We start from the raw sequence: 24512 nt of genomic DNA, 5'->3' as shown, positions 1-24512 counted from the left end.
TTGCGGTGTGTGAAGACGAAACGAACCGAAAGTTCGAGATACTCACAAAACACCTAGCTGTCACATACCCAATTTGCTGAAGCGAGGCCATCTGGCCACGACTCAGTACCCGAATTTCTTGACGACCATAGAGCGTTGGAACCACCTGATCCCATCCCGAACTCAGCAGTGAAACGATGCATCGCCGATGGTAGTGTGGGGTTTCCCCATGTGAGAGTAGGTCATCGTCAAGATTAAATTCCGAAACCCCAATTGCGAAAGCAGTTGGGGTTTTGTTTTTGTCCGCAAGTAAGCCACGGCTGCTGGATTTCTATGCAACCGCTCGATGCGTGGCTATCATGCGGGCCTCATTGTGAGGCGAGACCTGCATGCTGACGTTGTTAAAGCTTCTTAAAGATGGCCGATTCCATTCGGGTCAAGCATTGGGTGCCGCCCTGGGCGTCAGTCGTAGTGCTGTGTGGAAGCAGCTTCAGCATTTGGAAGCTGAGCTGGGTTTGTCTATTCATAAAGTTCGTGGGCGCGGCTATCAATTGTCCGCGCCATTAGCGCTGCTCGATCCTGCCGAGATAAGCGCTCAGGCGCATTCTTGCGCCTGGCCCGTCCAGGTTTACGACTCAATCGACTCCACGAATGCCGAGGCACTGCGCTCTATCGAGCGGGGGCAGGCGGCACCGTTTGTGGTGCTTTCGGAGCGGCAGACAGCCGGACGCGGGCGACGTGGTCGCAAGTGGGTGAGTCCATTCGCAGAAAACGTCTATTACAGCTTGGTGCTACGCATTGATGGTGGGATGCGTCAGCTGGAGGGCTTGAGTCTCGTCGTTGGGCTCGCTGTCTTGCAGACGTTACGTGAGCTCGGTATTGCATCCGCTGGATTGAAGTGGCCTAACGATGTCCTTGTAGGTCAGAAAAAGATCGCGGGAATATTGCTCGAGTTGGTTGGTGATCCTGCTGATGTGTGCCACGTGGTCCTGGGTGTTGGAATCAATGTGAACATGCAGTCCGCTGACGAGGTGGACCAGCAATGGACATCCCTGCGGCTCGAGTCAGGCAAATTGTTTGATCGCAACCAATTGGTTGCGATGCTTGGGGAGATGCTGCAGCGATACCTGGCTCGTCACCAGGTGGGTGGTTTTTTGGCCATCCAGTCAGAGTGGGAGCAAAATCACCTGTGGCAGGGGCGAAGCGTGTCGTTGATTGCCGGCGTCAATCAAATTGATGGTGAAGTGCTTGGTATTGATGGCCAGGGCGCCTTGCGCCTGAAGGTGGGTGGTGTGGAGAAAGTCTTCAGTGGTGGTGAGTTGAGCCTGAGGTTGCGTGATGATTCTTGAGCTCGATTGTGGGAATAGTTTCATCAAGTGGCGTGTGCTTGCCGCTAATGCCGGGCAGGTGCTAGGTGAGGGGGTTGTTGATTCCAATCTTGGATTGCTGGAGGGGTTGGGGGCGCTCAAAGGGCTTGCCCTCACGTTTTGCCGGTTGGTGAGCGTCAGGACCGCGGAGGAAACCGCTGCGCTGACGTCTTTGCTCGGCGATACCTTTGATGTGCCGGTTGTGTGCGCAACGCCTGCGCGCGAAATGTCAGGCGTGCGCAATGGGTATGAAGAGTTTGAGCGGCTGGGGCTGGATCGGTGGCTCGCAATGCTCGGAGGCTTTCATCTGGCTTCAGGTGCGTGCCTGGTGCTCGATTTCGGTACGGCCGTGACCGCTGACTTTATCGCGGCGGATGGAGAGCACCAGGGTGGTTTCATCTGTCCGGGGATGCCGTTGATGCGCAACCAGTTGCGCACCCACACCCGCAAAATTCGTTATGGGGATCTGGCGGCCGAGCAGGCTCAGGAAAGTCTTGTTCCTGGTCGCGCGACTGTCGAGGCTGTAGAGCGTGGTTGTCTGTTGATGTTGCGCGGCTTTGTGCTGACCCAGCTCGAATTGGCGCGCAGTTACTGGGGTGAGGACTTTGTCGTGTTCCTCACCGGGGGGGATGCGAGCCTGGTTGCTGAGGTCGTGCCTCAGGCCAGGGTTGTTCCGGACTTGGTGTTTGTCGGATTGGCTATGGCCTGTCCCTTGTCCTGAGGTTTTTATGCGTTGGTTGTTTCTGCTGCTGCTTGTCCTCAATGGCTTCTACTACATCTGGAATCAACAAGAGGCTCCTTTGCGCGCGAAGGATGTCACGTCTTTGAGTCTGTATCGCGGATCTCAACAAGATATCCGCTTGTTGAGCGAAGCAAGTGACGTGTCCAAGGATAAGGGTAAAGCTGTCTCGACAGACAATGGCTGCCTTTATCTGGGCGGCTATACGCGCCAGGAGGCCGCGCAGGCGGTTGAGCGACGTTTGAGCGGGATGGAGGTCAAGTTTCAGTCCCTGCCGAAAGCTGCGACAGAAGGGGCAGGGTATTGGGTGCGTATCGCACCGGAAAGCCGGCGTTGGCTGGACGATTTGCAGCTGCTAAACCTTTCTAAAGAATTCAATGAGTTAAAACATAAAATAATGCCGTGCGAGGGGGTTGCACCCGCCGAATAGTTTGCATAGAATGGCGCCCGCTCCACAGCGAACACCGGAAACGGTTAGCGATGTGAGGCGAGGTCAATGCAGCTAAGCTCAGGTTTTTAATGAGAAAAATGCTTGACAGAAGGCTGGCATGATGTAGAATGCCGGCTCGCTTAGGAGGGGTTCCCGAGCGGCCAAAGGGATCAGACTGTAAATCTGACGTCTACGACTTCGAAGGTTCGAATCCTTCCCCCTCCACCATTTTTAGCGAGAGCTGTAAGCCTCGCGGGTATAGTTTAGTGGTAGAACCTCAGCCTTCCAAGCTGATGATGCGGGTTCGATTCCCGCTACCCGCTCCAAGTTTACAGGTTTTGCACAGTGTTACGCTCTTGTAGCTCAGTTGGTAGAGCACACCCTTGGTAAGGGTGAGGTCAGCGGTTCAAATCCGCTCAAGAGCTCCATATAACAAGGCAGATATGAAAATATCTGCCTTTGTTTTAGGTGGTAGTGGTTGCGCCTGATTGTGTTTCTGAAGGTTGCCGGTGTCGTGAATGCCGGTGTTGCAGCCAAGGTTGCCTGGTAAGTGTTGTAAAGTCTTTTTCGGGTCGGCATAATGGTCGGCCTGATTTTGTTTTAGGTCAGTAGCTCAATTGGCAGAGCGACGGTCTCCAAAACCGTAGGTTGGGGGTTCGATTCCCTCCTGACCTGCCAGATTCACTCGGTGTGTCTGGCTTTCTTTTCACAGGATCTTCATAGATGACTCCTAAAGCTGAAGCTCAAGGCTCTCGTTTCGACCTCCTCAAGTGGCTTGTAGTAGTCGCTCTGGTGGTTGTTGGCGTTGTTGGCAATCAGTACTTTTCTGCTTCGCCGATCCTGTACCGCGTACTCGCATTGCTTGCCATTGCTGCCGTAGCTGCCTTTGTAGGCCTGCAGACGGTCAAGGGCAAGTCTTTCTTTGTACTGGTTAAGGAAGCACGCACCGAAATTCGTAAAGTCGTTTGGCCAACTCGCCAAGAAACCACGCAGACCACGTTGATCGTTGTGGCTGTTGTCCTGGTTATGGCGTTGCTGTTGTGGGGGCTTGATTCCCTGCTCGGCTGGCTTGTTTCCTTGATCGTCGGCTAAGGGTGTCCCGTGGCTAAGCGTTGGTATGTTGTGCATGCTTACTCCGGTTACGAGAAGCATGTAATGCGCTCGCTGATCGAGCGCGTAAAGCTGGCCGGTATGGAAGATGGCTTCGGCGAGATTCTGGTTCCCACTGAAGAAGTGGTTGAAATGCGCAATGGCCAGAAGCGCAAAAGCGAACGCAAATTCTTCCCTGGCTATGTGCTGGTGCAGATGGATATGAACGAGGGTACTTGGCACTTGGTCAAGGATACTCCTCGGGTGATGGGTTTTATCGGCGGTACTGCCGACAAGCCTGCGCCAATCACCGATAAAGAAGCGGAAGCGATTCTGCGCCGCGTTGCCGATGGCAGCGACAAGCCGAAGCCGAAGACGTTGTTCGAGCCGGGTGAGTCGGTGCGTGTCAATGACGGTCCGTTCGCAGACTTTACCGGTGTTGTTGAAGAAGTTAACTACGAAAAGAGCCGGATCCAGGTCGCAGTGCTCATTTTCGGTCGCTCTACTCCGGTGGAGCTCGAGTTCAGCCAGGTCGAAAAGGTCTAGTTGAACAAAAATCCCAACCCCGCAGCCGTAGGCTGTGGGGTTTTGTCGTCACTGGGATAAACGCGCAAGTAACCGGGGAGCCTCTCGAGGCGTTCGAACCCGTAATTGGAGTGCCTCATGGCCAAGAAGATTACCGCTTACATCAAGCTGCAAGTGAAGGCCGCTCAGGCTAACCCAAGCCCACCTGTTGGTCCTGCTCTGGGTCAGCACGGCGTGAACATCATGGAATTCTGCAAGGCTTTCAACGCCCGTACTCAGGGTCTTGAGCCAGGTCTGCCGACTCCAGTGATCATCACTGTCTACAGCGACCGTAGCTTCACTTTCGAAACCAAATCCACCCCTGCTTCGGTTCTGCTGAAGAAAGCGGCCGGTCTGACCAGCGGTTCCGCTCGTCCGAACACCGTTAAGGTTGGCACCGTGACTCGTGCTCAGCTGGAAGAAATCGCGAAAACCAAAAACGCGGATCTGACTGCAGCTGATATGGAAGCAGCCGTGCGTACTATCGCCGGTTCTGCTCGTAGCATGGGCCTTAACGTGGAGGGTGTGTAATGGCTAAGCTGACCAAGCGTCAAAAGGCTATCGCCGGCAAAATCGAAGCAGGCAAGGCCTACAACTTTGTAGACGCCGCTGCCCTGCTGGCTGAGCTGTCGACTGTCAAGTTCAGCGAGTCGTTCGACGTAGCTGTAAACCTGGGTGTTGACCCGCGTAAATCCGATCAGGTCGTTCGTAGCGCTACTGTGCTGCCACACGGCACTGGCAAGACCGTTCGCGTTGCTGTGTTCACCCAGGGTCCAGCTGCTGAAGCCGCTCTGGCTGCCGGCGCTGACCGCGTAGGCATGGACGACCTGGCTGCCGAAATGAAAGGCGGCGACCTGAACTATGACGTAGTGATCGCATCCCCGGATGCAATGCGCGTTGTAGGTCAGTTGGGTCAGATCCTCGGTCCACGTGGCCTGATGCCTAACCCTAAAGTCGGCACCGTAACTCCAGACGTAGCTACCGCGGTTAAAAACGCCAAGGCTGGTCAGGTTCGTTATCGCACCGACAAAAACGGCATCATCCACACTTCCGTTGGCAAGATCGGCTTCGACGCCGTCAAGCTGAAGGAAAACGTTGAAGCCCTGATCGCTGATCTGAAGCGTATCAAGCCAGCTTCCTCGAAAGGCATTTACGTCAAGCGCGTTACCCTGAGCACCACTATGGGCCCAGGTCTGGTCATCGACCAAAGCTCGCTCGACGCGTAAGACACAGGTTGGCGCGAGCGATCGCGCCAATTGAAAAATTGGGGTCCCTGCCTGGCGGGGGCTATCCAAGACCGTAGGCGACGCAAGTCTTAAACCACAAGCCTACGCAGATGGTGCTCCCGGTTCCTTACCGAATCAGACACCAAAACGACATCCGGTTTCGACCAGATGAAACGGTAACAAGCAGGAGTTAAACCCGTGGCAATTAAACTCGAAGACAAGAAGGCCATCGTCGCTGAAGTCAACGAGGCTGCCAAAGTCGCTCTGTCCGCTGTCGTGGCTGATGCCCGTGGCGTAACAGTAGGCGCGATGACCGGACTCCGTAAAGAGGCTCGTGAAGCTGGCGTTTACGTACGTGTTGTACGTAACACCCTGCTCAAGCGCGCTGTTGCTGACACTGAATTCAGTGTCCTCAACGACGTGTTCACTGGCCCTACCCTGATTGCGTTCTCCAAGGAACATCCTGGCGCTGCTGCCCGGATCTTCAAGGAATTCGCAAAGGGTCAGGACAAGTTCGAGATCAAGGCAGCTGCGTTCGAGGGCAAGTTCCTCGCAGCTAACCAAATCGACGTACTGGCAACTCTGCCGACCCGTGACGAAGCAATTTCTCAGCTGATGAGCGTGATTCAAGGCGCTACCAGCAAGTTGGCTCGTACTCTGGCGGCAATTCGCGACCAGAAAGAAGCTGCTGCAGCCTAAGGCTCGTCAACTTCTCGCGTTTTTTGTTTTTTTCGATGGTCGCGTAGGCCGTCCCCAATATCAGGAATTAGATTCATGTCTATCTCTCAGAACGATATCCTTGAAGCAGTTGGCAACATGTCCGTAATGGAAGTTGTTGAGCTGATCAAAGCTTTCGAAGAAAAATTCGGCGTTACCGCTGCTGCTGCATCGGCTGGTCCAGCTGCTGCTGCCGCTGTTGTTGAGGAGCAAACCGAATTCAACGTCATGCTGACCGAAGCTGGCGAGAAGAAAGTTAACGTGATCAAGGCTGTACGTGAACTGACCGGTCTGGGCTTGAAAGAAGCCAAGGCTGTAGTTGACGGCGCACCTGCCATGGTTCTGGAAGCTGTTGCCAAAGACGCAGCTGACAAAGCCAAAGCAGTTCTGGAAGAAGCAGGCGCTAAAGTCGAGCTGAAGTAAGCATCGACTTTGCTCCTCCAGCCCGAGCGTTAAGCGACAGGCTGATGGCTGGTGGCTCTTGCCACCGGCCTTTTTCCGTTACTGGCAGCCGACTGGGTCGGTGCCGATAACGTGCTGTAACCACCCGATGCGGTGGCGCAAACCATGGGGTTTGCACGATTTTCTGGCTGCTCCCGTCGGGAGGGGCCAAACAAGCAGGTGACCAAGCTGGGGAACGCTGATGGCTTACTCATATACTGAGAAAAAACGTATCCGCAAGGACTTTAGCAAGTTGCCGGACGTCATGGATGTGCCGTACCTCCTGGCCATCCAGCTGGATTCGTATCGTGAATTCTTGCAAGCGGGAGCGACTAAAGATCAGTTCCGCGACGTGGGCCTGCATGCGGCCTTCAAATCCGTTTTCCCGATCATCAGCTACTCCGGCAATGCTGCGCTGGAGTACGTCGGTTATCGCCTGGGCGAACCGGCATTTGATGTCAAAGAATGCGTATTGCGCGGTGTAACTTACGCCGTACCTTTGCGGGTAAAAGTGCGCCTGATCATTTTCGACAAAGAGTCGTCGAACAAAGCGATCAAGGACATCAAAGAGCAAGAAGTCTACATGGGTGAAATCCCCCTGATGACTGAAAACGGTACCTTCGTAATCAACGGTACCGAGCGTGTAATCGTTTCCCAGCTGCACCGTTCCCCGGGCGTGTTCTTCGACCACGACCGTGGCAAGACGCACAGCTCCGGTAAACTGCTGTACTCCGCGCGCATCATTCCTTACCGCGGTTCGTGGCTGGACTTCGAGTTCGACCCGAAAGACTGCGTGTTCGTGCGTATCGACCGTCGTCGCAAGCTGCCTGCATCGGTACTGCTGCGCGCGCTGGGCTATACCACTGAAGAAGTGCTGGACGCGTTCTATACCACCAACGTATTCCACGTGAAGGGCGAGACCCTGAGCCTGGAGCTGGTGCCTCAGCGCCTGCGCGGTGAAATCGCTGTCCTCGATATTCTGGATGACAAAGGCAAGGTTATTGTCGAGCAGGGTCGTCGTATCACCGCTCGCCACATCAACCAGCTGGAAAAAGCCGGGATCAAAGAGCTGGATGTGCCTCTGGACTACGTCCTGGGTCGCACAACCGCCAAGGTCATCGTGCACCCGGCAACCGGCGAAATCCTGGCAGAGTGCAACACCGAGCTGAACACCGAGATCCTGGCCAAAATCGCCAAGGCTCAGGTTGTTCGCATCGAAACTCTGTACACCAACGATATCGACTGCGGTCCGTTCGTCTCCGACACCCTGAAGATCGACTCCACCAGCAACCAACTGGAAGCGCTGGTCGAAATCTATCGCATGATGCGTCCTGGCGAGCCGCCAACCAAAGACGCTGCCGAGACCCTGTTCAACAACCTGTTCTTCAGCCCTGAGCGCTATGACCTGTCTGCGGTCGGCCGGATGAAGTTCAACCGTCGTATCGGTCGTACCGAGATCGAAGGTTCGGGCGTGCTGTGCAAGGAAGACATCGTCGCGGTACTGAAGACCCTGGTCGACATCCGTAACGGTAAAGGCATCGTCGATGACATCGACCACCTGGGTAACCGTCGTGTTCGCTGCGTAGGCGAAATGGCCGAGAACCAGTTCCGCGTTGGCCTGGTACGTGTTGAGCGTGCGGTCAAAGAGCGTCTGTCGATGGCTGAAAGCGAAGGCCTGATGCCGCAAGACCTGATCAACGCCAAGCCAGTGGCTGCGGCGGTGAAAGAGTTCTTCGGTTCCAGTCAGCTGTCGCAGTTCATGGACCAGAACAACCCGCTGTCCGAGATCACCCACAAGCGTCGTGTTTCTGCACTCGGCCCTGGCGGTCTGACTCGTGAGCGTGCCGGCTTCGAAGTGCGTGACGTACACCCGACTCACTACGGTCGTGTATGCCCGATTGAAACGCCGGAAGGTCCGAACATCGGTCTGATCAACTCCCTGGCCGCTTATGCGCGCACCAACCAGTACGGCTTCCTGGAAAGCCCGTACCGTGTGGTGAAAGACGCTCTGGTCACCGACGAGATCGTATTCCTGTCCGCCATCGAAGAAGCTGATCACGTGATCGCTCAGGCCTCGGCCACGATGAACGACAAGAAAGTCCTGATCGACGAGCTGGTAGCTGTTCGTCACTTGAACGAATTCACCGTCAAGGCGCCGGAAGACGTCACCTTGATGGACGTATCGCCGAAGCAGGTAGTTTCGGTTGCTGCGTCGCTGATTCCGTTCCTCGAGCACGACGACGCCAACCGTGCGTTGATGGGTTCGAACATGCAGCGTCAAGCTGTACCAACCCTGCGCGCTGACAAGCCGCTGGTAGGTACCGGCATGGAGCGTAACGTAGCCCGTGACTCCGGCGTTTGCGTCGTGGCTCGTCGTGGCGGCGTGATCGACTCCGTCGACGCCAGCCGTATCGTGGTTCGTGTTGCTGATGACGAAGTTGAAACCGGTGAAGCCGGTGTCGACATCTACAACCTGACCAAGTACACCCGCTCCAACCAGAACACCTGCATCAACCAGCGTCCGCTGGTGCGTAAGGGTGATCGGGTCCAGCGTAGCGACATCATGGCCGACGGCCCGTCCACCGACATGGGTGAACTGGCACTGGGTCAGAACATGCGCATCGCGTTCATGGCATGGAACGGCTTCAACTTCGAAGACTCCATCTGCCTGTCCGAGCGTGTTGTTCAGGAAGACCGCTTCACCACGATCCACATCCAGGAACTGACCTGTGTGGCCCGTGACACCAAGCTTGGCCCAGAGGAAATCACTGCCGACATCCCGAACGTGGGTGAAGCGGCTCTGAACAAGCTGGACGAAGCCGGTATCGTTTACGTAGGTGCTGAAGTTGGCGCAGGCGACATCCTGGTCGGTAAGGTCACTCCGAAAGGCGAGACCCAGCTGACTCCGGAAGAAAAACTGCTGCGTGCGATCTTCGGTGAAAAAGCCAGCGACGTTAAAGACACCTCTCTGCGTGTACCTACCGGTACCAAAGGTACTGTCATCGACGTACAGGTCTTCACCCGCGACGGCGTTGAGCGTGATGCTCGTGCCCTGTCGATCGAGAAGTCCCAGCTGGACGAGATCCGCAAGGACCTGAACGAAGAGTTCCGTATCGTTGAAGGTGCTACTTTCGAACGTCTGCGTTCCGCTCTGGTCGGCCACAAAGCCGAAGGCGGCGCCGGTCTGAAGAAAGGCCAGGACATCACCGACGAAGTTCTCGACGGTCTTGAGCACGGCCAGTGGTTCAAACTGCGCATGGCTGAAGATGCTCTGAACGAGCAGCTCGAGAAGGCTCAGGCCTACATCGTTGATCGTCGCCGTCTGCTGGACGACAAGTTCGAAGACAAGAAGCGCAAACTGCAGCAGGGCGATGACCTGGCTCCAGGCGTGCTGAAAATCGTCAAGGTTTACCTGGCAATCCGTCGTCGCATCCAGCCGGGCGACAAGATGGCCGGTCGTCACGGTAACAAGGGTGTGGTCTCCGTGATCATGCCGGTTGAAGACATGCCGCACGATGCCAATGGCACCCCGGTCGATGTCGTCCTCAACCCGTTGGGCGTACCTTCGCGTATGAACGTCGGTCAGATCCTTGAAACCCACCTGGGCCTCGCGGCCAAGGGTCTGGGCGAGAAGATCAACCGCATGATTGAAGAGCAGCGAAAAGTTGCCGAGCTGCGCAAGTTCCTGCACGAGATCTATAACGAGATCGGCGGTCGTCAGGAAAGCCTCGATGACTTCTCGGACCAGGAAATCCTGGATCTGGCTCAAAACCTGCGTGGCGGCGTTCCAATGGCCACTCCAGTGTTCGACGGTGCCAAGGAAAGCGAAATCAAGGCCATGCTGAAACTGGCGGACCTGCCAGAAAGCGGCCAGATGCAGCTGACCGACGGCCGTACCGGCAACAAGTTCGAGCGCCCGGTTACCGTTGGCTACATGTACATGCTGAAGCTGAACCACTTGGTAGACGACAAGATGCACGCTCGTTCTACCGGTTCGTACAGCCTGGTTACCCAGCAACCGCTGGGTGGTAAGGCGCAGTTCGGTGGTCAGCGTTTCGGGGAGATGGAGGTCTGGGCACTGGAAGCATACGGTGCCGCTTACACTCTGCAAGAAATGCTCACAGTGAAGTCGGACGATGTGAACGGCCGTACCAAGATGTACAAGAACATCGTGGATGGCGATCACCGTATGGAGCCGGGCATGCCCGAGTCCTTCAACGTGTTGATCAAGGAAATTCGTTCCCTCGGCATCGATATCGATCTGGAAACCGAATAACACGTGACGCGAATCGAGAGCGGGGCAGGATTGCCCGCTCTCTGCTCCGCCAGGAGGAAAGGCCTTGAAAGACCTACTGAATTTGCTGAAAAACCAGGGTCAAGTCGAAGAGTTCGACGCCATCCGTATCGGATTGGCATCGCCTGAGATGATCCGTTCGTGGTCGTTCGGTGAAGTTAAAAAGCCGGAAACCATCAACTACCGTACGTTCAAACCTGAGCGTGACGGCCTGTTCTGCGCCAAGATCTTTGGCCCGGTAAAGGATTACGAGTGCCTGTGCGGTAAGTACAAGCGCTTGAAGCACCGTGGTGTGATCTGCGAGAAGTGCGGCGTTGAAGTCGCGCTGGCAAAAGTTCGTCGTGAGCGCATGGCGCACATCGAACTGGCCTCGCCAGTTGCCCACATCTGGTTCCTGAAATCGCTGCCGTCCCGTATCGGCTTGCTGATGGACATGACCCTGCGTGATATCGAGCGCGTTCTCTACTTCGAGAGCTACGTCGTTATCGATCCAGGCATGACCACCCTTGAAAAAGGTCAGCTGCTCAACGACGAGCAGTACTTCGAAGCGCTGGAAGAGTTCGGCGACGATTTCGATGCCCGCATGGGTGCCGAAGCTGTCCGCGAACTGCTGCACGCTATCGACCTGGAGCACGAGATTGGCCGCCTGCGTGAAGAAATTCCGCAAACCAACTCCGAAACCAAGATCAAGAAGCTGTCCAAGCGTCTGAAGTTGATGGAAGCCTTCCAGGGTTCCGGCAACCTGCCAGAGTGGATGGTGCTGACCGTTCTGCCGGTTCTGCCGCCAGATCTGCGTCCACTGGTCCCGCTGGATGGCGGTCGCTTCGCGACTTCCGACCTCAACGATCTGTATCGTCGAGTGATCAACCGTAACAACCGCTTGAAGCGCCTGCTGGATCTGTCCGCTCCGGACATCATCGTGCGCAACGAAAAGCGTATGTTGCAGGAAGCTGTCGACGCACTGCTCGACAACGGTCGTCGTGGCCGCGCTATCACCGGTTCCAACAAGCGTCCTCTGAAATCCCTGGCTGACATGATCAAGGGTAAGCAGGGTCGTTTCCGTCAGAACTTGCTCGGTAAGCGTGTTGACTACTCCGGCCGTTCGGTAATTACCGTAGGTCCGACCCTGCGTCTGCACCAGTGCGGTCTGCCGAAGAAAATGGCTCTCGAGCTGTTCAAGCCGTTCATTTTCGGCAAGCTTGAAATGCGTGGTCTCGCTACCACCATCAAGGCTGCCAAGAAGATGGTTGAGCGCGAGCTGCCAGAGGTTTGGGACGTTCTCGCCGAAGTGATTCGCGAACACCCGGTACTTCTCAACCGTGCACCGACCCTTCACCGTCTGGGTATCCAGGCGTTTGAACCGGTACTGATCGAAGGTAAGGCTATCCAGCTGCACCCTCTGGTCTGCGCCGCGTACAACGCCGACTTCGACGGCGACCAAATGGCCGTGCACGTACCGCTGACGCTGGAAGCCCAGCTCGAGGCGCGTGCGTTGATGATGTCGACCAACAACATTCTGTCGCCAGCCAACGGTGAGCCAATCATCGTTCCGTCGCAGGACGTTGTATTGGGTCTGTACTACATGACTCGTGAAGCGATCAACGCCAAGGGCGAGGGTCGTGTGTTCGCGGATCTGCAGGAAGTTGACCGTGTGTTCCGTGCCGGCGAAGCCGCACTGCACGCCAAGGTCAAGGTGCGGATCAACGAAACCGTCAACGACCGTGATGGCGGCAGCGTGAGCAACACCCGTATCGTCGACACCACTGTCGGCCGTGCTCTGTTGTTCCAGGTTGTGCCAAAGGGTCTGTCGTACGACGTCGTCAACCTGCCGATGAAGAAAAAGGCGATCTCCAAGCTGATCAACCAGTGCTATCGCGTGGTTGGTTTGAAAGAGACTGTGATCTTCGCTGACCAGTTGATGTACACCGGTTTTGCTTATTCGACCATTTCCGGCGTTTCCATCGGTGTTAACGACTTCGTTATCCCGGATGAAAAAGCCCGCATCATCAATGCTGCTACTGATGAAGTGAAAGAGATCGAAAGCCAGTACGCCTCCGGCCTGGTAACCCAGGGCGAGAAGTACAACAAAGTGATCGACCTTTGGTCCAAGGCGAACGACGAAGTTTCCAAGGCGATGATGGCCAACCTCTCGAAAGAGAAAGTCATCGACCGTCATGGCGTCGAAGTCGACCAGGAGTCCTTCAACTCGATGTACATGATGGCCGACTCGGGTGCGCGGGGTTCCGCAGCACAGATTCGTCAGCTGGCCGGTATGCGTGGCCTGATGGCCAAACCGGACGGTTCCATCATTGAAACGCCGATTACTGCGAACTTCCGTGAAGGTTTGAGCGTACTTCAGTACTTCATCTCCACTCACGGTGCTCGTAAAGGTCTGGCGGATACCGCGTTGAAAACGGCTAACTCCGGTTACCTGACTCGTCGTCTGGTAGACGTGGCGCAGGATCTGGTTGTAACCGAGATCGATTGCGGCACCGAACACGGTCTGCTGATGACTCCGCACATTGAAGGCGGTGACGTTGTAGAGCCGTTGGGTGAGCGCGTATTGGGTCGTGTTATCGCCCGTGACGTATTCAAGCCGGGTACCGAGGACGTCATCGTTCCTGCCGGCACCCTGGTAGACGAGAAGTGGGTCGAGTTCATCGAGCTGAACAGCATCGACGAAGTGATCGTGCGTTCGCCGATCAGCTGCGAAACCCGCTTCGGTATTTGCGCCAAGTGCTACGGCCGCGATCTGGCTCGTGGTCACCAGGTGAACATCGGTGAAGCGGTCGGCGTTATCGCTGCCCAGTCCATCGGTGAGCCGGGTACCCAGCTGACGATGCGTACGTTCCACATCGGTGGTGCGGCAAGCCGGACCTCCGCAGCCGACAGCGTTCAGGTGAAGAATGGCGGTACCGTCCGTCTGCATAACCTGAAGCACGTTGAGCGAGTGGATGGTTGCCTGGTTGCTGTGTCCCGTTCCGGTGAGCTGGCCATCGCTGACGACTTCGGTCGTGAGCGCGAGCGTTACAAGCTGCCGTACGGTGCCGTGATTTCGGTTAAAGAAGGTGACAAGGTCGAAGCTGGCGCTATCGTGGCCAAGTGGGATCCGCACACTCACCCAATCGTTACCGAAATGAAAGGTACCGTGACCTACGTGGGCATGGAAGAAGGCATCACGATCAAGCGTCAGACTGACGAATTGACCGGTATGACCAACATTGAAGTACTCGACGCCAAAGATCGTCCAGCTGCCGGTAAGGACATCCGTCCTGCCGTGAAGATGGTCGACGACAACGGCAAGGATCTGTTGCTGCCAGGCACTGACGTTATCGCTCAGTACTTCCTGCCAGCCAACGCCCTGGTCGGTGTAGCGGATGGTGCGAAGATCGCGATCGGTGATGTTATCGCTCGTATCCCGCAAGAGACTTCGAAAACTCGCGACATCACCGGTGGTCTGCCGCGTGTTGCCGACTTGTTCGAAGCCCGTCGTCCGAAAGAAGCGTCGATTCTGGCTGAAGTCAGCGGCACCATCGCGTTCGGTAAAGAGACCAAGGGCAAGCGCCGTCTGGTTATCACCCCGAACGACGGTACCGATCCGTACGAAGAGCTGATTCCGAAGTGGCGTCACCTGAACGTGTTCGAAGGCGAACAGGTAAACCGCGGCGAAGTTATCTCCGACGGTCCGAGCGATCCACACGACATCCTGCGTCTGCTGGGTGTGAGTGCGCTGGCCAAGTACATCGTCAACGAGATCCAGGACGTTTACCGTCTGCAAGGCGTGAAGATCAACGACAAGCACATCGAGACCATCCTGCGTCAGATGCTGCGTAAAGTTGAGATCGCTGAATCCGGCGATTCCAGTTTCATCAAGGGCGACCAGATGGAATTGACTCACGTTCTGGTAGAGAACGAGCGTCTGAGCGGCGAAGACAAGTTTGTCTCCAAGTTCACTCGCGTTCTGCTGGGTATCACCAAGGCGTCGTTGTCCACCGAATCGTTCATCTCGGCGGCTTCCTTCCAGGAAACCACTCGCGTACTGACCGAAGCGGCGGTAACCGGCAAGCGCGATTACCTGCGCGGCCTGAAAGAAAACGTGGTCGTGGGTCGTCTGATCCCGGCTGGTACCGGTCTGGCGTATCACAGCGAGCGTAAGCGCCGCCGTGATGCAGACAAGCCGTTGCGCGTAAGCGCCAGTGAAGTGGAAGCTGCACTGACCGAAGCGCTGAACTCGAGCGGTAACTGAGTTCTGCGGTAAATGAGTGTGAGGCCCTGGTCACTCCGTTCATCGAATCGAGACAATTTGTCGAGATTGGATGAGCGGGGAGGGCGGGGCCTTGCCTTGACTGGGGACAAGATCCTCTTTAGACTCTTGTACCCCTAAATTTGGCGGGAACTCGTTCCTGCCATTTTGCTTTTCTTGCAAGACAATAGCGTCGCAAGACAACAGTGGAGCTAGTAGATGGCAACTATCAACCAGCTGGTACGTCAGCCGCGTAAGCGTATCGTCGAGAAATCCGACGTGCCTGCGCTGCAGAACTGCCCGCAACGCCGTGGCGTGTGCACCCGTGTGTACACCACCACGCCGAAAAAACCTAACTCGGCACTGCGTAAAGTATGCCGTGTGCGCCTGACCAACGGTTTCGAGGTTTCCTCGTACATCGGCGGTGAAGGCCACAACCTGCAAGAGCACAGCGTGGTACTGATCCGCGGCGGTCGTGTAAAAGACTTGCCAGGTGTTCGTTACCACACCGTTCGCGGTTCGTTGGATACTTCCGGTGTTAAAGGTCGTAACCAGGGTCGTTCGAAGTACGGTACCAAGCGTCCGAAGTAATCGGCCGTTTTGCAGATTTTCATTTTATTGAGTCGATAAGAGTAAGGTCGGGCACGCATCCATAGGAGCTGTCCCGGGCTAACCTGAAGACCGTTTGAGGGCTTATCAATGCCAAGACGTCGCGTAGCAGCCAAGCGTGAGATTCTGGACGATCCGAAATACGGAAGCCAAATCCTCGCCAAATTCATGAACCACGTAATGGAAAGCGGCAAGAAAGCCGTTGCCGAGCGTATCGTTTATGGTGCCCTGGATACCGTGAAGGCTCGTAAGGCCGGCACCGATCCCCTGGAACTCTTCGAAAAAGCACTCGACGCCATCGCTCCGCTGGTCGAAGTGAAGTCGCGCCGCGTTGGTGGTGCTACTTACCAGGTTCCGGTCGAAGTTCGTCCTTCCCGTCGTAACGCTCTGGCAATGCGCTGGTTGGTAGACTACGCCCGCAAGCGCGGCGAGAAGTCTATGGCTCTGCGTTTGGCTGGCGAACTGTTGGACGCTGCCGAAGGTAAAGGTGCTGCAGTTAAGAAGCGTGAAGACGTTCACCGTATGGCTGAAGCCAACAAGGCTTTCTCGCACTACCGCTTCTAATTTTAGCGTCACTAATTTTGCGAGGGCTTTATGGCTCGTACAACACCGATTAATCGCTACCGTAACATTGGTATCGTTGCACACGTGGATGCTGGTAAAACCACCACCACTGAGCGCGTCCTTTTTTACACTGGCAAAAGTCACAAAATGGGCGAGGTGCATGACGGCGCCGCGACCACAGACTGGATGGTGCAGGAGCAGGAGCGTGGTATTACCATTACTTCTGCTGCCATTACCGCCTTCTGGCAGGGTTCCGCCAAGCAGCACAAAGACCAGTACCGTTTCAACGTCATCGATACCCCGGGCCACGTAGACTTCACTATTGAAGTTGAACGTTCCCTGCGTGTACTCGACGGCGCGGTCGTTGTGTTCTGCGGTACTTCCGGCGTTGAGCCTCAGTCCGAAACCGTATGGCGTCAAGCCAACAAGTACGGTGTTCCACGTATCGTTTACGTGAACAAGATGGACCGTGCCGGTGCGAACTTCCTGCGCGTGATCGCTCAGATCAAGCAGCGTCTGGGTCACACTCCGGTGCCTATCCAGCTGGCTATCGGTTCCGAAGACAACTTCCAGGGTCAGATCGATCTGATGACCATGGAAGCCGTTTACTGGAACGATGCCGACAAGGGTATGACTCCTCGTCGTGAAGCCATTCCTGCTGAACTGCAGGAACTGGCTGAAGAGTGGCGCAACAACATGGTTGAGGCTGCGGCCGAAGCCAGCGAAGAGCTGATGAACAAGTACCTTGAGGGTGAAGAACTCACCATCGAGGAAATCAAGGGTGCTCTGCGTCAGCGTACTATCGCTGGTGAGATCGTTCTGGCTGTTTGCGGTTCTTCCTTCAAGAACAAGGGTGTTCCCCTGGTTCTCGACGCCGTTATCGACTACCTGCCGGCTCCAACCGACATTCCTGCCATCAAGGGTACCGACCCTGATGACGAGGAAAAGCAAATGGAGCGTCATGCAGACGACAACGAGCCGTTCTCGGCTCTGGCGTTCAAGATCGCTACCGACCCATTCGTGGGTACCTTGACTTTCGTCCGTGTTTACTCGGGCGTGTTGGCCTCCGGCGACGGCGTGATCAACTCGGTCAAAGGCAAGAAAGAGCGCGTGGGTCGTATGGTGCAAATGCACGCAAACGCCCGTGAAGAGATCAAGGAAGTGCGCGCTGGTGACATCGCGGCCCTGATCGGCATGAAGGACGTCACCACTGGTGAAACCTTGTGCAACGCTGACAAGCCAATCATCCTGGTTCGCATGGACTTCCCGGAGCCGGTTATTTCGGTTGCCGTTGAGCCTAAGACCAAGGATGACCAGGAAAAAATGGGTATCGCTCTGGGCAAACTTGCTCAGGAAGACCCGTCTTTCCGCGTCAAGACTGATGAAGAGACTGGTCAAACGATCATCTCTGGCATGGGCGAGTTGCACCTGGACATCCTGGTTGACCGGATGCGCCGTGAGTTCAACGTCGAAGCCAACATCGGTAAGCCTCAGGTTTCGTATCGTGAGCGCATCACGAAGAATTGCGAAATCGAAGGCAAGTTCGTTCGTCAGTCCGGCGGTCGTGGCCAGTTCGGCCATTGCTGGATCCGTTTTGCTCCTGCTGACGAAGGTCAGGAAGGTCTGCAATTCGTGAACGAAGTAGTGGGTGGTGTGGTTCCTAAGGAATACATCCCGGCTATCCAGAAGGGTATCGAAGAGCAGATGAAGAACGGCGTAGTTGCCGGCTATCCGCTGATCGGCCTGAAGGCTACCGTGTTTGATGGTTCTTACCACGACGTCGACTCGAACGAGATGGCGTTTAAGGTGGCTGCTTCCATGGCGACCAAGCAACTGGCCCAGAAGGGCGGTGGTGAGTTGCTCGAGCCGATCATGGCGGTAGAGGTTGTTACGCCTGAAGACTATATGGGTGACGTGATGGGCGACCTTAACCGTCGTCGCGGCATGATTCTGGGTATGGAAGACACGGTCTCCGGCAAGGTAATCCGTGCTGAAGTTCCGTTGGGCGAGATGTTCGGTTATGCGACCGACGTTCGTTCGATGTCCCAGGGTCGCGCAAGCTACTCTATGGAATTCAAAAAATACAATACAGCTCCGTCGCACATCGTCGAAACTGTAACCAAAAAACAAGGCTGATTCAGTCCTTTAGGCAAGGAGTTAATTGTCGTGGCTAAAGAAAAATTTGATCGTTCCCTACCGCACGTCAACGTTGGCACCATCGGTCACGTTGACCACGGTAAAACCACTCTGACCGCAGCTCTGACTCGCGTTTGCTCCGAAGTTTTCGGTTCCGCAATCGTCGATTTCGATAAAATCGACAGCGCGCCAGAAGAAAAAGCTCGTGGTATCACCATCAACACCGCGCACGTCGAGTACAACTCGAAGATCCGTCACTACGCTCACGTTGACTGCCCAGGTCACGCTGACTATGTGAAGAACATGATCACCGGTGCTGCCCAGATGGACGGCGCGATCCTGGTTTGCTCGGCCGCTGATGGTCCGATGCCACAAACCCGTGAACACATCCTGCTGTCCCGTCAGGTAGGCGTTCCGTACATCGTGGTTTTCCTGAACAAGGCTGACCTGGTAGACGACGCTGAGCTGCTGGAACTGGTCGAGATGGAAGTTCGCGACCTGCTGTCCACCTACGACTTCCCGGGCGATGACACTCCAATCATCATCGGTTCGGCTCGTATGGCGCTGGAAGGCAAAGACGACAACGAAATGGGCACCACTGCCGTTCGTAAACTGGTTGAAACTCTGGATAGCTACATCCCAGAACCAGAGCGTGCTATCGACAAGCCATTCCTGATGCCAATCGAAGACGTATTCTCGATCTCCGGTCGCGGTACTGTTGTGACTGGTCGTATCGAGCGCGGTATCGTTCGCGTTCAGGATTCGCTGGAAATCGTTGGTCTGCGTGACACCACCACCACCACCTGCACCGGTGTTGAGATGTTCCGCAAACTGCTCGACGAAGGTCGTGCTGGCGAGAACTGCGGCGTTCTGCTGCGTGGTACCAAGCGTGACGACGTTGAGCGTGGTCAGGTTCTGGTTAAGCCGGGTTCGGTTAAGCCACACACCAAGTTCACCGCAGAAGTTTACGTTCTGAGCAAGGAAGAAGGCGGTCGTCACACTCCGTTCTTCAAAGGCTACCGTCCACAGTTCTACTTCCGTACTACTGACGTGACTGGTAACTGCCAGCTGCCAGAAGGCGTTGAAATGGTAATGCCAGGTGACAACATCCAGATGGAAGTTACCCTGATAAAGACCATCGCAATGGAAGACGGCCTGCGTTTCGCTATCCGTGAAGGCGGTCGTACCGTCGGCGCTGGCGTCGTAGCCAAAATCATCGAGTAAGCATCTCTTTTGAGATAGCTTCGATGCTTTGAAAGGCCCCCGCTCAGCGGGGGCTTTTTTATTGGGTTGACACCCATCTGGGGCGTCTATAGAATTGCGCCTCCTTTTAACGGGCGTATTGCGCTCGCTGGGAATAGCAGCCGGAGTCTGAAATCCAATGCAAAATCAGCAAATCCGTATCAGGTTGAAGGCTTTCGACCATCGCCTGATCGACCAATCAACCCAGGAAATCGTGGAAACCGCGAAACGTACTGGTGCTCAAGTGCGTGGTCCAATTCCACTGCCTACCCGTAAAGAGCGGTTCACCGTTCTGGTCTCCCCGCACGTCAACAAAGACGCGCGTGACCAGTACGAGATCCGTACTCATAAGCGCGTTCTGGACATCGTCCAGCCAACGGATAAAACCGTTGATGCTCTTATGAAGCTTGATCTTGCGGCCGGTGTGGAAGTGCAGATCAGCCTCGGCTAAGACTCGGTCTTAGTCGTGTAACGCTCTGAAATGGGCGGCCATAGCGGGTGAAAGCCCCGTACACTCATGAGGTTTACAACATGACTATTGGTGTAGTCGGTCGTAAATGCGGTATGACCCGTATTTTCACCGAAGAAGGTGTCTCCATTCCGGTCACGGTCATTGAGATCGAACCGAATCGCGTCACCCAGTTCAAAACTGAAGAGACCGATGGCTATCGTGCAGTGCAAGTCACTGTCGGCGAGCGTCGTGCTTCGCGTGTAACAGCAGCTCAGGCTGGCCACTTCGCTAAGGCGAACGTTGCCGCTGGTCGTACCGTAATGGAATTCCGCCTTGAAGAAGGCGAGTACCAGGCCGGCGATCTGATCAACGCTGAAATCTTCGCCGCTGGTCAACTGGTTGATGTAACCGGTCAGTCCAAGGGTAAAGGCTTCCAGGGTACGATCAAGCGTTGGAATTTCCGCGGGCAAGATAACACCCACGGTAACTCCGTATCCCACCGCGTTCCAGGCTCTATCGGCCAGTGCCAGACTCCTGGTCGTGTATTCAAGGGCAAAAAAATGTCCGGTCATATGGGCGCTGAGCGCGTGACCGTGCAGTCCCTCGAAGTAGTGCGCGTGGACGCTGAACGCAATCTGTTGTTGGTCAAGGGCGCTGTTCCTGGCGCTACTGGCGGCAACTTGGTTGTACGTCCAGCAGCCAAGGCTCGCGGTTAAGGGGAAGCTGACATGCAATTAAATGTAAATGACGCTCAAGCGATCGAAGTTTCCGAACTGACATTTGGCGGCGAATTCAACGAGACGCTGGTTCACCAAGCAGTCGTGGCCTACATGGCCGGCGGCCGTCAGGGTTCCAAGCAGCAAAAGACCCGTTCCGACGTTCGTGGTGGCGGCAAGCGCCCATGGCGTCAGAAAGGTACTGGCCGTGCTCGTGCCGGTACTATCCGTAGCCCAATCTGGCGTGGCGGCGGTACCACTTTCGCAGCTCGTCCTCAGGATCACTCCCAGAAGCTGAACAAGAAGATGTATCGCGCAGCAATGCGTTCCATCCTTGCTGAGCTGGTGCGTACTGATCGTCTGGTCGTGGTTCAGGATTTCGCCGTTGAAACGCCGAAAACCAAAGACCTGCTGGGCAAACTGAACAACATGAGCCTGACCGACGTTCTGATCGTGTCCGACGCTGTTGATCAGAACCTGTACCTGGCTGCTCGTAACCTGCCACACGTAGATGTACGTGACGTGCAAGGTTCCGATCCAGTTAGTCTGATCGCATACGACAAGGTGTTGATCACCGTGTCGGCCGTGAAGAAATTCGAGGAGCTGCTGGGATGAACCAGGAACGCGTATTTAAAGTTCTGCTTGGCCCGCACGTTTCCGAGAAGGCTACGGTTCTGGCAGACAAGAAAGGCCAGTTCGTTTTCAAGGTTGCTACCGACGCAACCAAGCTGGAAATCAAGAAGGCCGTCGAAAGCCTGTTCAGCGTGAAAGTAGAGCGTGTTACTACCCTGAATGTTCTGGGTAAGAGCAAGCGCACTGCTCGCGGTCTGGGCAAGCGTAATGACTGGAAGAAGGCAGTTATCTCCCTTCAGCCAGGCCAAGATCTCGATTTCAGCAGCAGTGCTGAGTAAGGAAGGGGTGCATCATGGCAATCGTTAAATGCAAACCGACTTCCCCTGGCCGCCGTTTTGTGGTCAAGGTGGTCAACCAGGAGCTGCATAAAGGCGCTCCTCACGCACCGCTGCTCGAGAAGAAATCGAAGACTGGTGGTCGTAACAACAATGGCCGTATTACCACTCGTCACATCGGTGGTGGTCATAAGCAGCATTATCGTCTGGTCGACTTCCGTCGCAACGACAAAGATGGCATCTCTGCCACTGTCGAGCGTATCGAATACGATCCAAACCGTACTGCTCACATCGCTCTGCTGCTGTACGCAGATGGCGAGCGTCGCTACATCATCGCCCCTAAAGGCGTGAGCGCTGGCGACCAGCTGATCGCAGGTGCCCTGGCACCGATCAAGCCGGGCAACGCTCTGCAACTGCGCAACATTCCAGTTGGTAGCACCGTACACGGCATCGAATTGAAGCCAGGTAAAGGCGCTCAGATCGCTCGTTCCGCTGGTGCTTCGGCTCAGCTGATCGCTCGTGAAGGCGTGTACGTTACCCTGCGTCTGCGTTCCGGTGAAATGCGTAAAGTCCTGGCTGAATGCCGTGCGACCCTGGGCGAAGTCTCGAACTCCGAGCACAGCCTGCGTTCGCTGGGTAAAGCTGGTGCCAAACGCTGGCGTGGCGTTCGCCCAACCGTTCGTGGTGTTGCCATGAACCCGGTTGACCACCCACATGGTGGTGGTGAAGGTCGTACCTCTGGTGGTCGTCATCCGGTATCGCCATGGGGCTTCCCGACTAAGGGCGCGAAGACTCGTGGTAATAAGCGTACCGACAAAATGATCGTCCGTCGTCGCAAGTAAATAGAGGGATACGACAGTGCCACGTTCTCTGAAAAAAGGTCCTTTTATCGATCTTCACCTACTGAAGAAGATCGAAGTGGCGGCGGAAAAGAACGATCGCAAACCGGTGAAAACCTGGTCGCGTCGTTCGATGATCCTGCCACAAATGGTCGGTCTGACCATCGCAGTACACAACGGTCGTCAGCACGTCCCAGTTCTCGTGAACGAAGACATGGTCGGCCACAAACTGGGCGAGTTCGCCGGTACCCGCACTTATCGCGGGCACGTGGCAGACAAGAAAGCCAAGCGTTAAGGGGTTAGGAAATGGAAGTAGCCGCTAAGTTGTCGGGCGCTCGAATCTCCGCCCAGAAAGCCCGCTTGGTCGCCGACCAGATCCGCGGGAAGAAGGTGGGCGAAGCGCTCAACCTGTTGGCTTTCAGCAGTAAGAAAGCCGCCGAGATCATGAAGAAAGTGCTGGAGTCGGCCGTAGCCAACGCCGAGCATAACGAAGGCGCAGACGTTGATGACCTGAAGGTCAGCACCGTTTTCGTCAACGAAGGGCGTTCGCTGAAGCGCATCATGCCACGTGCCAAAGGCCGTGCTGATCGCATCGTCAAGCGGTCTTGCCATATCACTGTCAAGGTTGCTGACAAGTAACGGAGTCGAAGAGATGGGTCAGAAAGTACATCCCATTGGCATTCGCCTGGGAATCGTCAAGGAGCACACCTCCGTCTGGTACGCAGACGGTCGGACTTATGCGGACTATTTGCTCGCAGATCTGAAGGTGCGTGAGTATCTCCAAGACAAACTAAAAAGCGCGTCCGTAAGCCGTATCGATATCCATCGTCCGGCCCAAACTGCACGTATCACCATCCACACCGCTCGTCCAGGTATCGTTATCGGGAAGAAAGGTGAAGATGTTGAGAAACTGCGTCAGGACCTGACCAAGCAAATGGGTGTGCCTGTGCACATCAATATCGAAGAGATCCGCAAGCCGGAGCTCGACGGTATGCTGGTTGCGCAGAGCGTAGCTCAGCAGCTGGAGCGTCGCGTAATGTTCCGTCGCGCTATGAAGCGCGCCGTACAGAACGCCATGCGCATTGGTGCCAAAGGCATCAAAATCCAAGTGAGCGGTCGTCTCGGCGGTGCTGAAATCGCACGTACTGAATGGTATCGCGAAGGTCGTGTGCCATTGCACACCCTGCGTGCCGACATCGACTATGCCAACTACGAAGCTCACACCACTTACGGTGTGATCGGTGTAAAGGTTTGGATCTTCAAAGGCGAAGTAATTGGTGGTCGCCAAGAAGAACTGAAACCACAAGCACCAGCGCCTCGTAAAAAAGCTGCTAAGTAAGGGGTACGCCAAATGTTGCAACCAAAGCGTACGAAGTTCCGCAAGCAAATGACTGGTCACAACCGTGGCCTGGCATTGCGCGGTAGCAAAGTCAGCTTCGGCGAGTTCGCGCTGAAGTCTGTTGCTCGTGGTCGTCTCACCGCTCGTCAGATCGAGTCAGCGCGTCGTGCTCTGACCCGTCACGTAAAACGTGGCGGCAAGATCTGGATCCGTGTATTCCCGGACAAGCCTATTTCCAAGAAGCCACTCGAAGTTCGGATGGGTAAAGGTAAGGGTAACGTCGAATACTGGGTTGCCCAGATTCAGCCAGGCAAAGTCCTGTATGAAATCGAGGGTGTTTCTGAAGAGCTGGCGCGTGAGGCTTTCGCCCTGGCTGCTGCAAAGCTGCCGCTCGCCACCTCCTTTGTTAAACGGACGGTGATGTGATGAAAGCGAATGAACTTCGTGAAAAATCCGCACAGCAGCTGAACGAGCAACTGCTCGGCTTGCTGCGCGACCAGTTCAATCTGCGTATGCAGAAAGCAACTGGCCAGTTGGGGCAGTCTCATCTGCTCTCGCAAGTTAAGCGTGACATCGCTCGCGTGAAGACTGTGCTCAACCAGCAGGCAGGTAAGTAATC

The 24512-nt window shown here is 55.6% G+C and carries 25 protein-coding genes, 4 tRNA genes and 1 rRNA gene; all 30 read left to right on the top strand.

Going from position 1 to position 24512, the window contains the following annotated elements; translation table 11 throughout:
* Window positions 1-117: 117 nt before the first annotated feature.
* The 30 genes from rrf to rpmC all read left to right on the top strand — a co-directional run bounded on the left by rrf (window position 118) and on the right by rpmC (window position 24510).
* A 5S ribosomal RNA gene (gene rrf, locus AC3IP0_RS25625) occupies window positions 118-233 on the top strand.
* A 135-nt stretch (window positions 234-368) separates the two neighbouring features.
* The gene (birA, locus tag AC3IP0_RS25620; protein ID WP_489317410.1) at window positions 369-1328 is read left to right on the top strand and encodes a bifunctional biotin--[acetyl-CoA-carboxylase] ligase/biotin operon repressor BirA; all 960 of its coding nucleotides are present in this window, start codon (window positions 369-371) and stop codon (window positions 1326-1328) included.
* The gene (locus AC3IP0_RS25615) at window positions 1318-2067 is read left to right on the top strand and encodes a pantothenate kinase (protein WP_489326172.1); all 750 of its coding nucleotides are present in this window, start codon (window positions 1318-1320) and stop codon (window positions 2065-2067) included. The genes birA and AC3IP0_RS25615 overlap by 11 nt, the downstream gene beginning before the upstream one ends.
* Window positions 2068-2074: 7 nt before the next feature.
* On the top strand, window positions 2075-2515 hold the full coding sequence (locus tag AC3IP0_RS25610) for a hypothetical protein (RefSeq protein ID WP_489317408.1): 441 nt from the start codon (window positions 2075-2077) through the stop codon (window positions 2513-2515).
* 143 nt (window positions 2516-2658) lie between these two features.
* Window positions 2659-2743 (top strand) — tRNA-Tyr (locus AC3IP0_RS25605).
* Between the two features lie 24 nt (window positions 2744-2767).
* Window positions 2768-2841: transfer RNA gene (locus AC3IP0_RS25600), tRNA-Gly, on the top strand.
* A 26-nt stretch (window positions 2842-2867) separates the two neighbouring features.
* Window positions 2868-2943: transfer RNA gene (locus tag AC3IP0_RS25595), tRNA-Thr, on the top strand.
* A gap of 174 nt (window positions 2944-3117) precedes the next feature.
* Window positions 3118-3193 (top strand) — tRNA-Trp (locus AC3IP0_RS25590).
* Between the two features lie 45 nt (window positions 3194-3238).
* Window positions 3239-3607, top strand: coding sequence for a preprotein translocase subunit SecE (gene secE, locus AC3IP0_RS25585; RefSeq protein WP_007984402.1), 369 nt, complete (start codon window positions 3239-3241; stop codon window positions 3605-3607).
* 9 nt (window positions 3608-3616) lie between these two features.
* Entirely contained in the window at window positions 3617-4150 is a 534-nt protein-coding gene (gene nusG / locus AC3IP0_RS25580; RefSeq protein ID WP_007984405.1) for a transcription termination/antitermination protein NusG, read from the top strand.
* Window positions 4151-4267: 117 nt separating this feature from the next.
* Entirely contained in the window at window positions 4268-4699 is a 432-nt protein-coding gene (gene rplK / locus AC3IP0_RS25575) for a 50S ribosomal protein L11 (RefSeq protein ID WP_007933726.1), read from the top strand.
* Entirely contained in the window at window positions 4699-5394 is a 696-nt protein-coding gene (rplA, locus tag AC3IP0_RS25570; protein WP_003186095.1) for a 50S ribosomal protein L1, read from the top strand. Before rplK ends, rplA begins: the two co-directional genes overlap by 1 nt.
* A 198-nt stretch (window positions 5395-5592) precedes the next feature.
* Window positions 5593-6093, top strand: a complete 501-nt coding sequence (gene rplJ / locus AC3IP0_RS25565) for a 50S ribosomal protein L10 (protein WP_007970413.1) — start codon at window positions 5593-5595, stop codon at window positions 6091-6093.
* A gap of 75 nt (window positions 6094-6168) precedes the next feature.
* Window positions 6169-6534 (top strand): 50S ribosomal protein L7/L12, encoded by a 366-nt coding sequence (gene rplL, locus AC3IP0_RS25560; RefSeq protein WP_008030886.1) that lies wholly within the window; start codon window positions 6169-6171, stop codon window positions 6532-6534.
* 220 nt (window positions 6535-6754) lie between these two features.
* On the top strand, window positions 6755-10828 hold the full coding sequence (gene rpoB, locus AC3IP0_RS25555) for a DNA-directed RNA polymerase subunit beta (protein ID WP_108218341.1): 4074 nt from the start codon (window positions 6755-6757) through the stop codon (window positions 10826-10828).
* 64 nt (window positions 10829-10892) lie between these two features.
* Window positions 10893-15092 (top strand): DNA-directed RNA polymerase subunit beta', encoded by a 4200-nt coding sequence (gene rpoC / locus AC3IP0_RS25550; protein ID WP_223445014.1) that lies wholly within the window; start codon window positions 10893-10895, stop codon window positions 15090-15092.
* 216 nt (window positions 15093-15308) lie between these two features.
* On the top strand, window positions 15309-15680 hold the full coding sequence (rpsL, locus tag AC3IP0_RS25545; RefSeq protein WP_003186084.1) for a 30S ribosomal protein S12: 372 nt from the start codon (window positions 15309-15311) through the stop codon (window positions 15678-15680).
* A 108-nt stretch (window positions 15681-15788) separates the two neighbouring features.
* Entirely contained in the window at window positions 15789-16262 is a 474-nt protein-coding gene (gene rpsG, locus AC3IP0_RS25540; RefSeq protein ID WP_007994653.1) for a 30S ribosomal protein S7, read from the top strand.
* Window positions 16263-16292: 30 nt separating this feature from the next.
* Window positions 16293-18398 carry an elongation factor G gene (gene fusA / locus AC3IP0_RS25535; protein WP_007994652.1) on the top strand — a complete coding sequence of 702 codons (2106 nt, stop codon included), beginning with the start codon at window positions 16293-16295 and terminating at the stop codon, window positions 18396-18398.
* A gap of 30 nt (window positions 18399-18428) precedes the next feature.
* Window positions 18429-19622, top strand: coding sequence for an elongation factor Tu (tuf, locus tag AC3IP0_RS25530; RefSeq protein WP_150716055.1), 1194 nt, complete (start codon window positions 18429-18431; stop codon window positions 19620-19622).
* Window positions 19623-19779: 157 nt separating this feature from the next.
* Window positions 19780-20091, top strand: coding sequence for a 30S ribosomal protein S10 (gene rpsJ / locus AC3IP0_RS25525; RefSeq protein ID WP_003186070.1), 312 nt, complete (start codon window positions 19780-19782; stop codon window positions 20089-20091).
* 80 nt (window positions 20092-20171) lie between these two features.
* Window positions 20172-20807, top strand: coding sequence for a 50S ribosomal protein L3 (rplC, locus tag AC3IP0_RS25520; RefSeq protein WP_003186059.1), 636 nt, complete (start codon window positions 20172-20174; stop codon window positions 20805-20807).
* A 12-nt stretch (window positions 20808-20819) separates the two neighbouring features.
* Window positions 20820-21422, top strand: coding sequence for a 50S ribosomal protein L4 (gene rplD / locus AC3IP0_RS25515; RefSeq protein WP_003228735.1), 603 nt, complete (start codon window positions 20820-20822; stop codon window positions 21420-21422).
* Window positions 21419-21718 (top strand): 50S ribosomal protein L23, encoded by a 300-nt coding sequence (gene rplW, locus AC3IP0_RS25510; protein WP_002555488.1) that lies wholly within the window; start codon window positions 21419-21421, stop codon window positions 21716-21718. The genes rplD and rplW overlap by 4 nt, the downstream gene beginning before the upstream one ends.
* Before the next feature lie 14 nt (window positions 21719-21732).
* Window positions 21733-22557 carry a 50S ribosomal protein L2 gene (gene rplB, locus AC3IP0_RS25505; protein WP_003176423.1) on the top strand — a complete coding sequence of 275 codons (825 nt, stop codon included), beginning with the start codon at window positions 21733-21735 and terminating at the stop codon, window positions 22555-22557.
* A gap of 16 nt (window positions 22558-22573) precedes the next feature.
* Complete coding sequence (gene rpsS, locus AC3IP0_RS25500; protein WP_002555486.1) at window positions 22574-22849, top strand: 30S ribosomal protein S19; 276 nt, start codon at window positions 22574-22576, stop codon at window positions 22847-22849.
* A gap of 11 nt (window positions 22850-22860) precedes the next feature.
* Window positions 22861-23193, top strand: a complete 333-nt coding sequence (gene rplV / locus AC3IP0_RS25495; protein ID WP_003103908.1) for a 50S ribosomal protein L22 — start codon at window positions 22861-22863, stop codon at window positions 23191-23193.
* 13 nt (window positions 23194-23206) lie between these two features.
* A complete protein-coding gene (rpsC, locus tag AC3IP0_RS25490; protein WP_008065719.1) occupies window positions 23207-23893 on the top strand; it encodes a 30S ribosomal protein S3 in 687 nt (228 codons plus the stop codon).
* A gap of 12 nt (window positions 23894-23905) precedes the next feature.
* Entirely contained in the window at window positions 23906-24319 is a 414-nt protein-coding gene (gene rplP, locus AC3IP0_RS25485) for a 50S ribosomal protein L16 (protein WP_003228729.1), read from the top strand.
* Window positions 24319-24510: a 50S ribosomal protein L29 gene (gene rpmC, locus AC3IP0_RS25480; RefSeq protein ID WP_002555481.1), complete on the top strand. Its 192-nt coding sequence runs from the start codon at window positions 24319-24321 to the stop codon at window positions 24508-24510. The genes rplP and rpmC overlap by 1 nt, the downstream gene beginning before the upstream one ends.
* Window positions 24511-24512: the final 2 nt, after the last annotated feature.

This window comes from Pseudomonas sp. GL_103 (assembly GCF_057835175.1).
This window is presented reverse-complemented; position numbering and strand designations above follow the sequence as displayed.

Excerpts from the sequence above, each read along its gene's own strand:
- rplV (WP_003103908.1), top strand. The coding sequence starts at position 22,861 with ATGGAAGTAGCCGCTAAGTTGTCGGGCGCTCGAATCTCCGCCCAGAAA.
- rplB (WP_003176423.1), top strand. The coding sequence starts at position 21,733 with ATGGCAATCGTTAAATGCAAACCGACTTCCCCTGGCCGCCGTTTTGTG.
- AC3IP0_RS25610 (WP_489317408.1), top strand. The coding sequence starts at position 2,075 with ATGCGTTGGTTGTTTCTGCTGCTGCTTGTCCTCAATGGCTTCTACTAC.
- rplD (WP_003228735.1), top strand. The coding sequence starts at position 20,820 with ATGCAATTAAATGTAAATGACGCTCAAGCGATCGAAGTTTCCGAACTG.
- rpmC (WP_002555481.1), top strand. The coding sequence starts at position 24,319 with ATGAAAGCGAATGAACTTCGTGAAAAATCCGCACAGCAGCTGAACGAG.
- rpsL (WP_003186084.1), top strand. The coding sequence starts at position 15,309 with ATGGCAACTATCAACCAGCTGGTACGTCAGCCGCGTAAGCGTATCGTC.
- rpsC (WP_008065719.1), top strand. The coding sequence starts at position 23,207 with ATGGGTCAGAAAGTACATCCCATTGGCATTCGCCTGGGAATCGTCAAG.
- AC3IP0_RS25615 (WP_489326172.1), top strand. The coding sequence starts at position 1,318 with ATGATTCTTGAGCTCGATTGTGGGAATAGTTTCATCAAGTGGCGTGTG.
- birA (WP_489317410.1), top strand. The coding sequence starts at position 369 with ATGCTGACGTTGTTAAAGCTTCTTAAAGATGGCCGATTCCATTCGGGT.
- rplC (WP_003186059.1), top strand. The coding sequence starts at position 20,172 with ATGACTATTGGTGTAGTCGGTCGTAAATGCGGTATGACCCGTATTTTC.
- rplK (WP_007933726.1), top strand. The coding sequence starts at position 4,268 with ATGGCCAAGAAGATTACCGCTTACATCAAGCTGCAAGTGAAGGCCGCT.
- rplW (WP_002555488.1), top strand. The coding sequence starts at position 21,419 with ATGAACCAGGAACGCGTATTTAAAGTTCTGCTTGGCCCGCACGTTTCC.
- rpsJ (WP_003186070.1), top strand. The coding sequence starts at position 19,780 with ATGCAAAATCAGCAAATCCGTATCAGGTTGAAGGCTTTCGACCATCGC.
- fusA (WP_007994652.1), top strand. The coding sequence starts at position 16,293 with ATGGCTCGTACAACACCGATTAATCGCTACCGTAACATTGGTATCGTT.
- rplL (WP_008030886.1), top strand. The coding sequence starts at position 6,169 with ATGTCTATCTCTCAGAACGATATCCTTGAAGCAGTTGGCAACATGTCC.
- rplP (WP_003228729.1), top strand. The coding sequence starts at position 23,906 with ATGTTGCAACCAAAGCGTACGAAGTTCCGCAAGCAAATGACTGGTCAC.
- rpsG (WP_007994653.1), top strand. The coding sequence starts at position 15,789 with ATGCCAAGACGTCGCGTAGCAGCCAAGCGTGAGATTCTGGACGATCCG.
- rpoB (WP_108218341.1), top strand. The coding sequence starts at position 6,755 with ATGGCTTACTCATATACTGAGAAAAAACGTATCCGCAAGGACTTTAGC.
- rplA (WP_003186095.1), top strand. The coding sequence starts at position 4,699 with ATGGCTAAGCTGACCAAGCGTCAAAAGGCTATCGCCGGCAAAATCGAA.
- secE (WP_007984402.1), top strand. The coding sequence starts at position 3,239 with ATGACTCCTAAAGCTGAAGCTCAAGGCTCTCGTTTCGACCTCCTCAAG.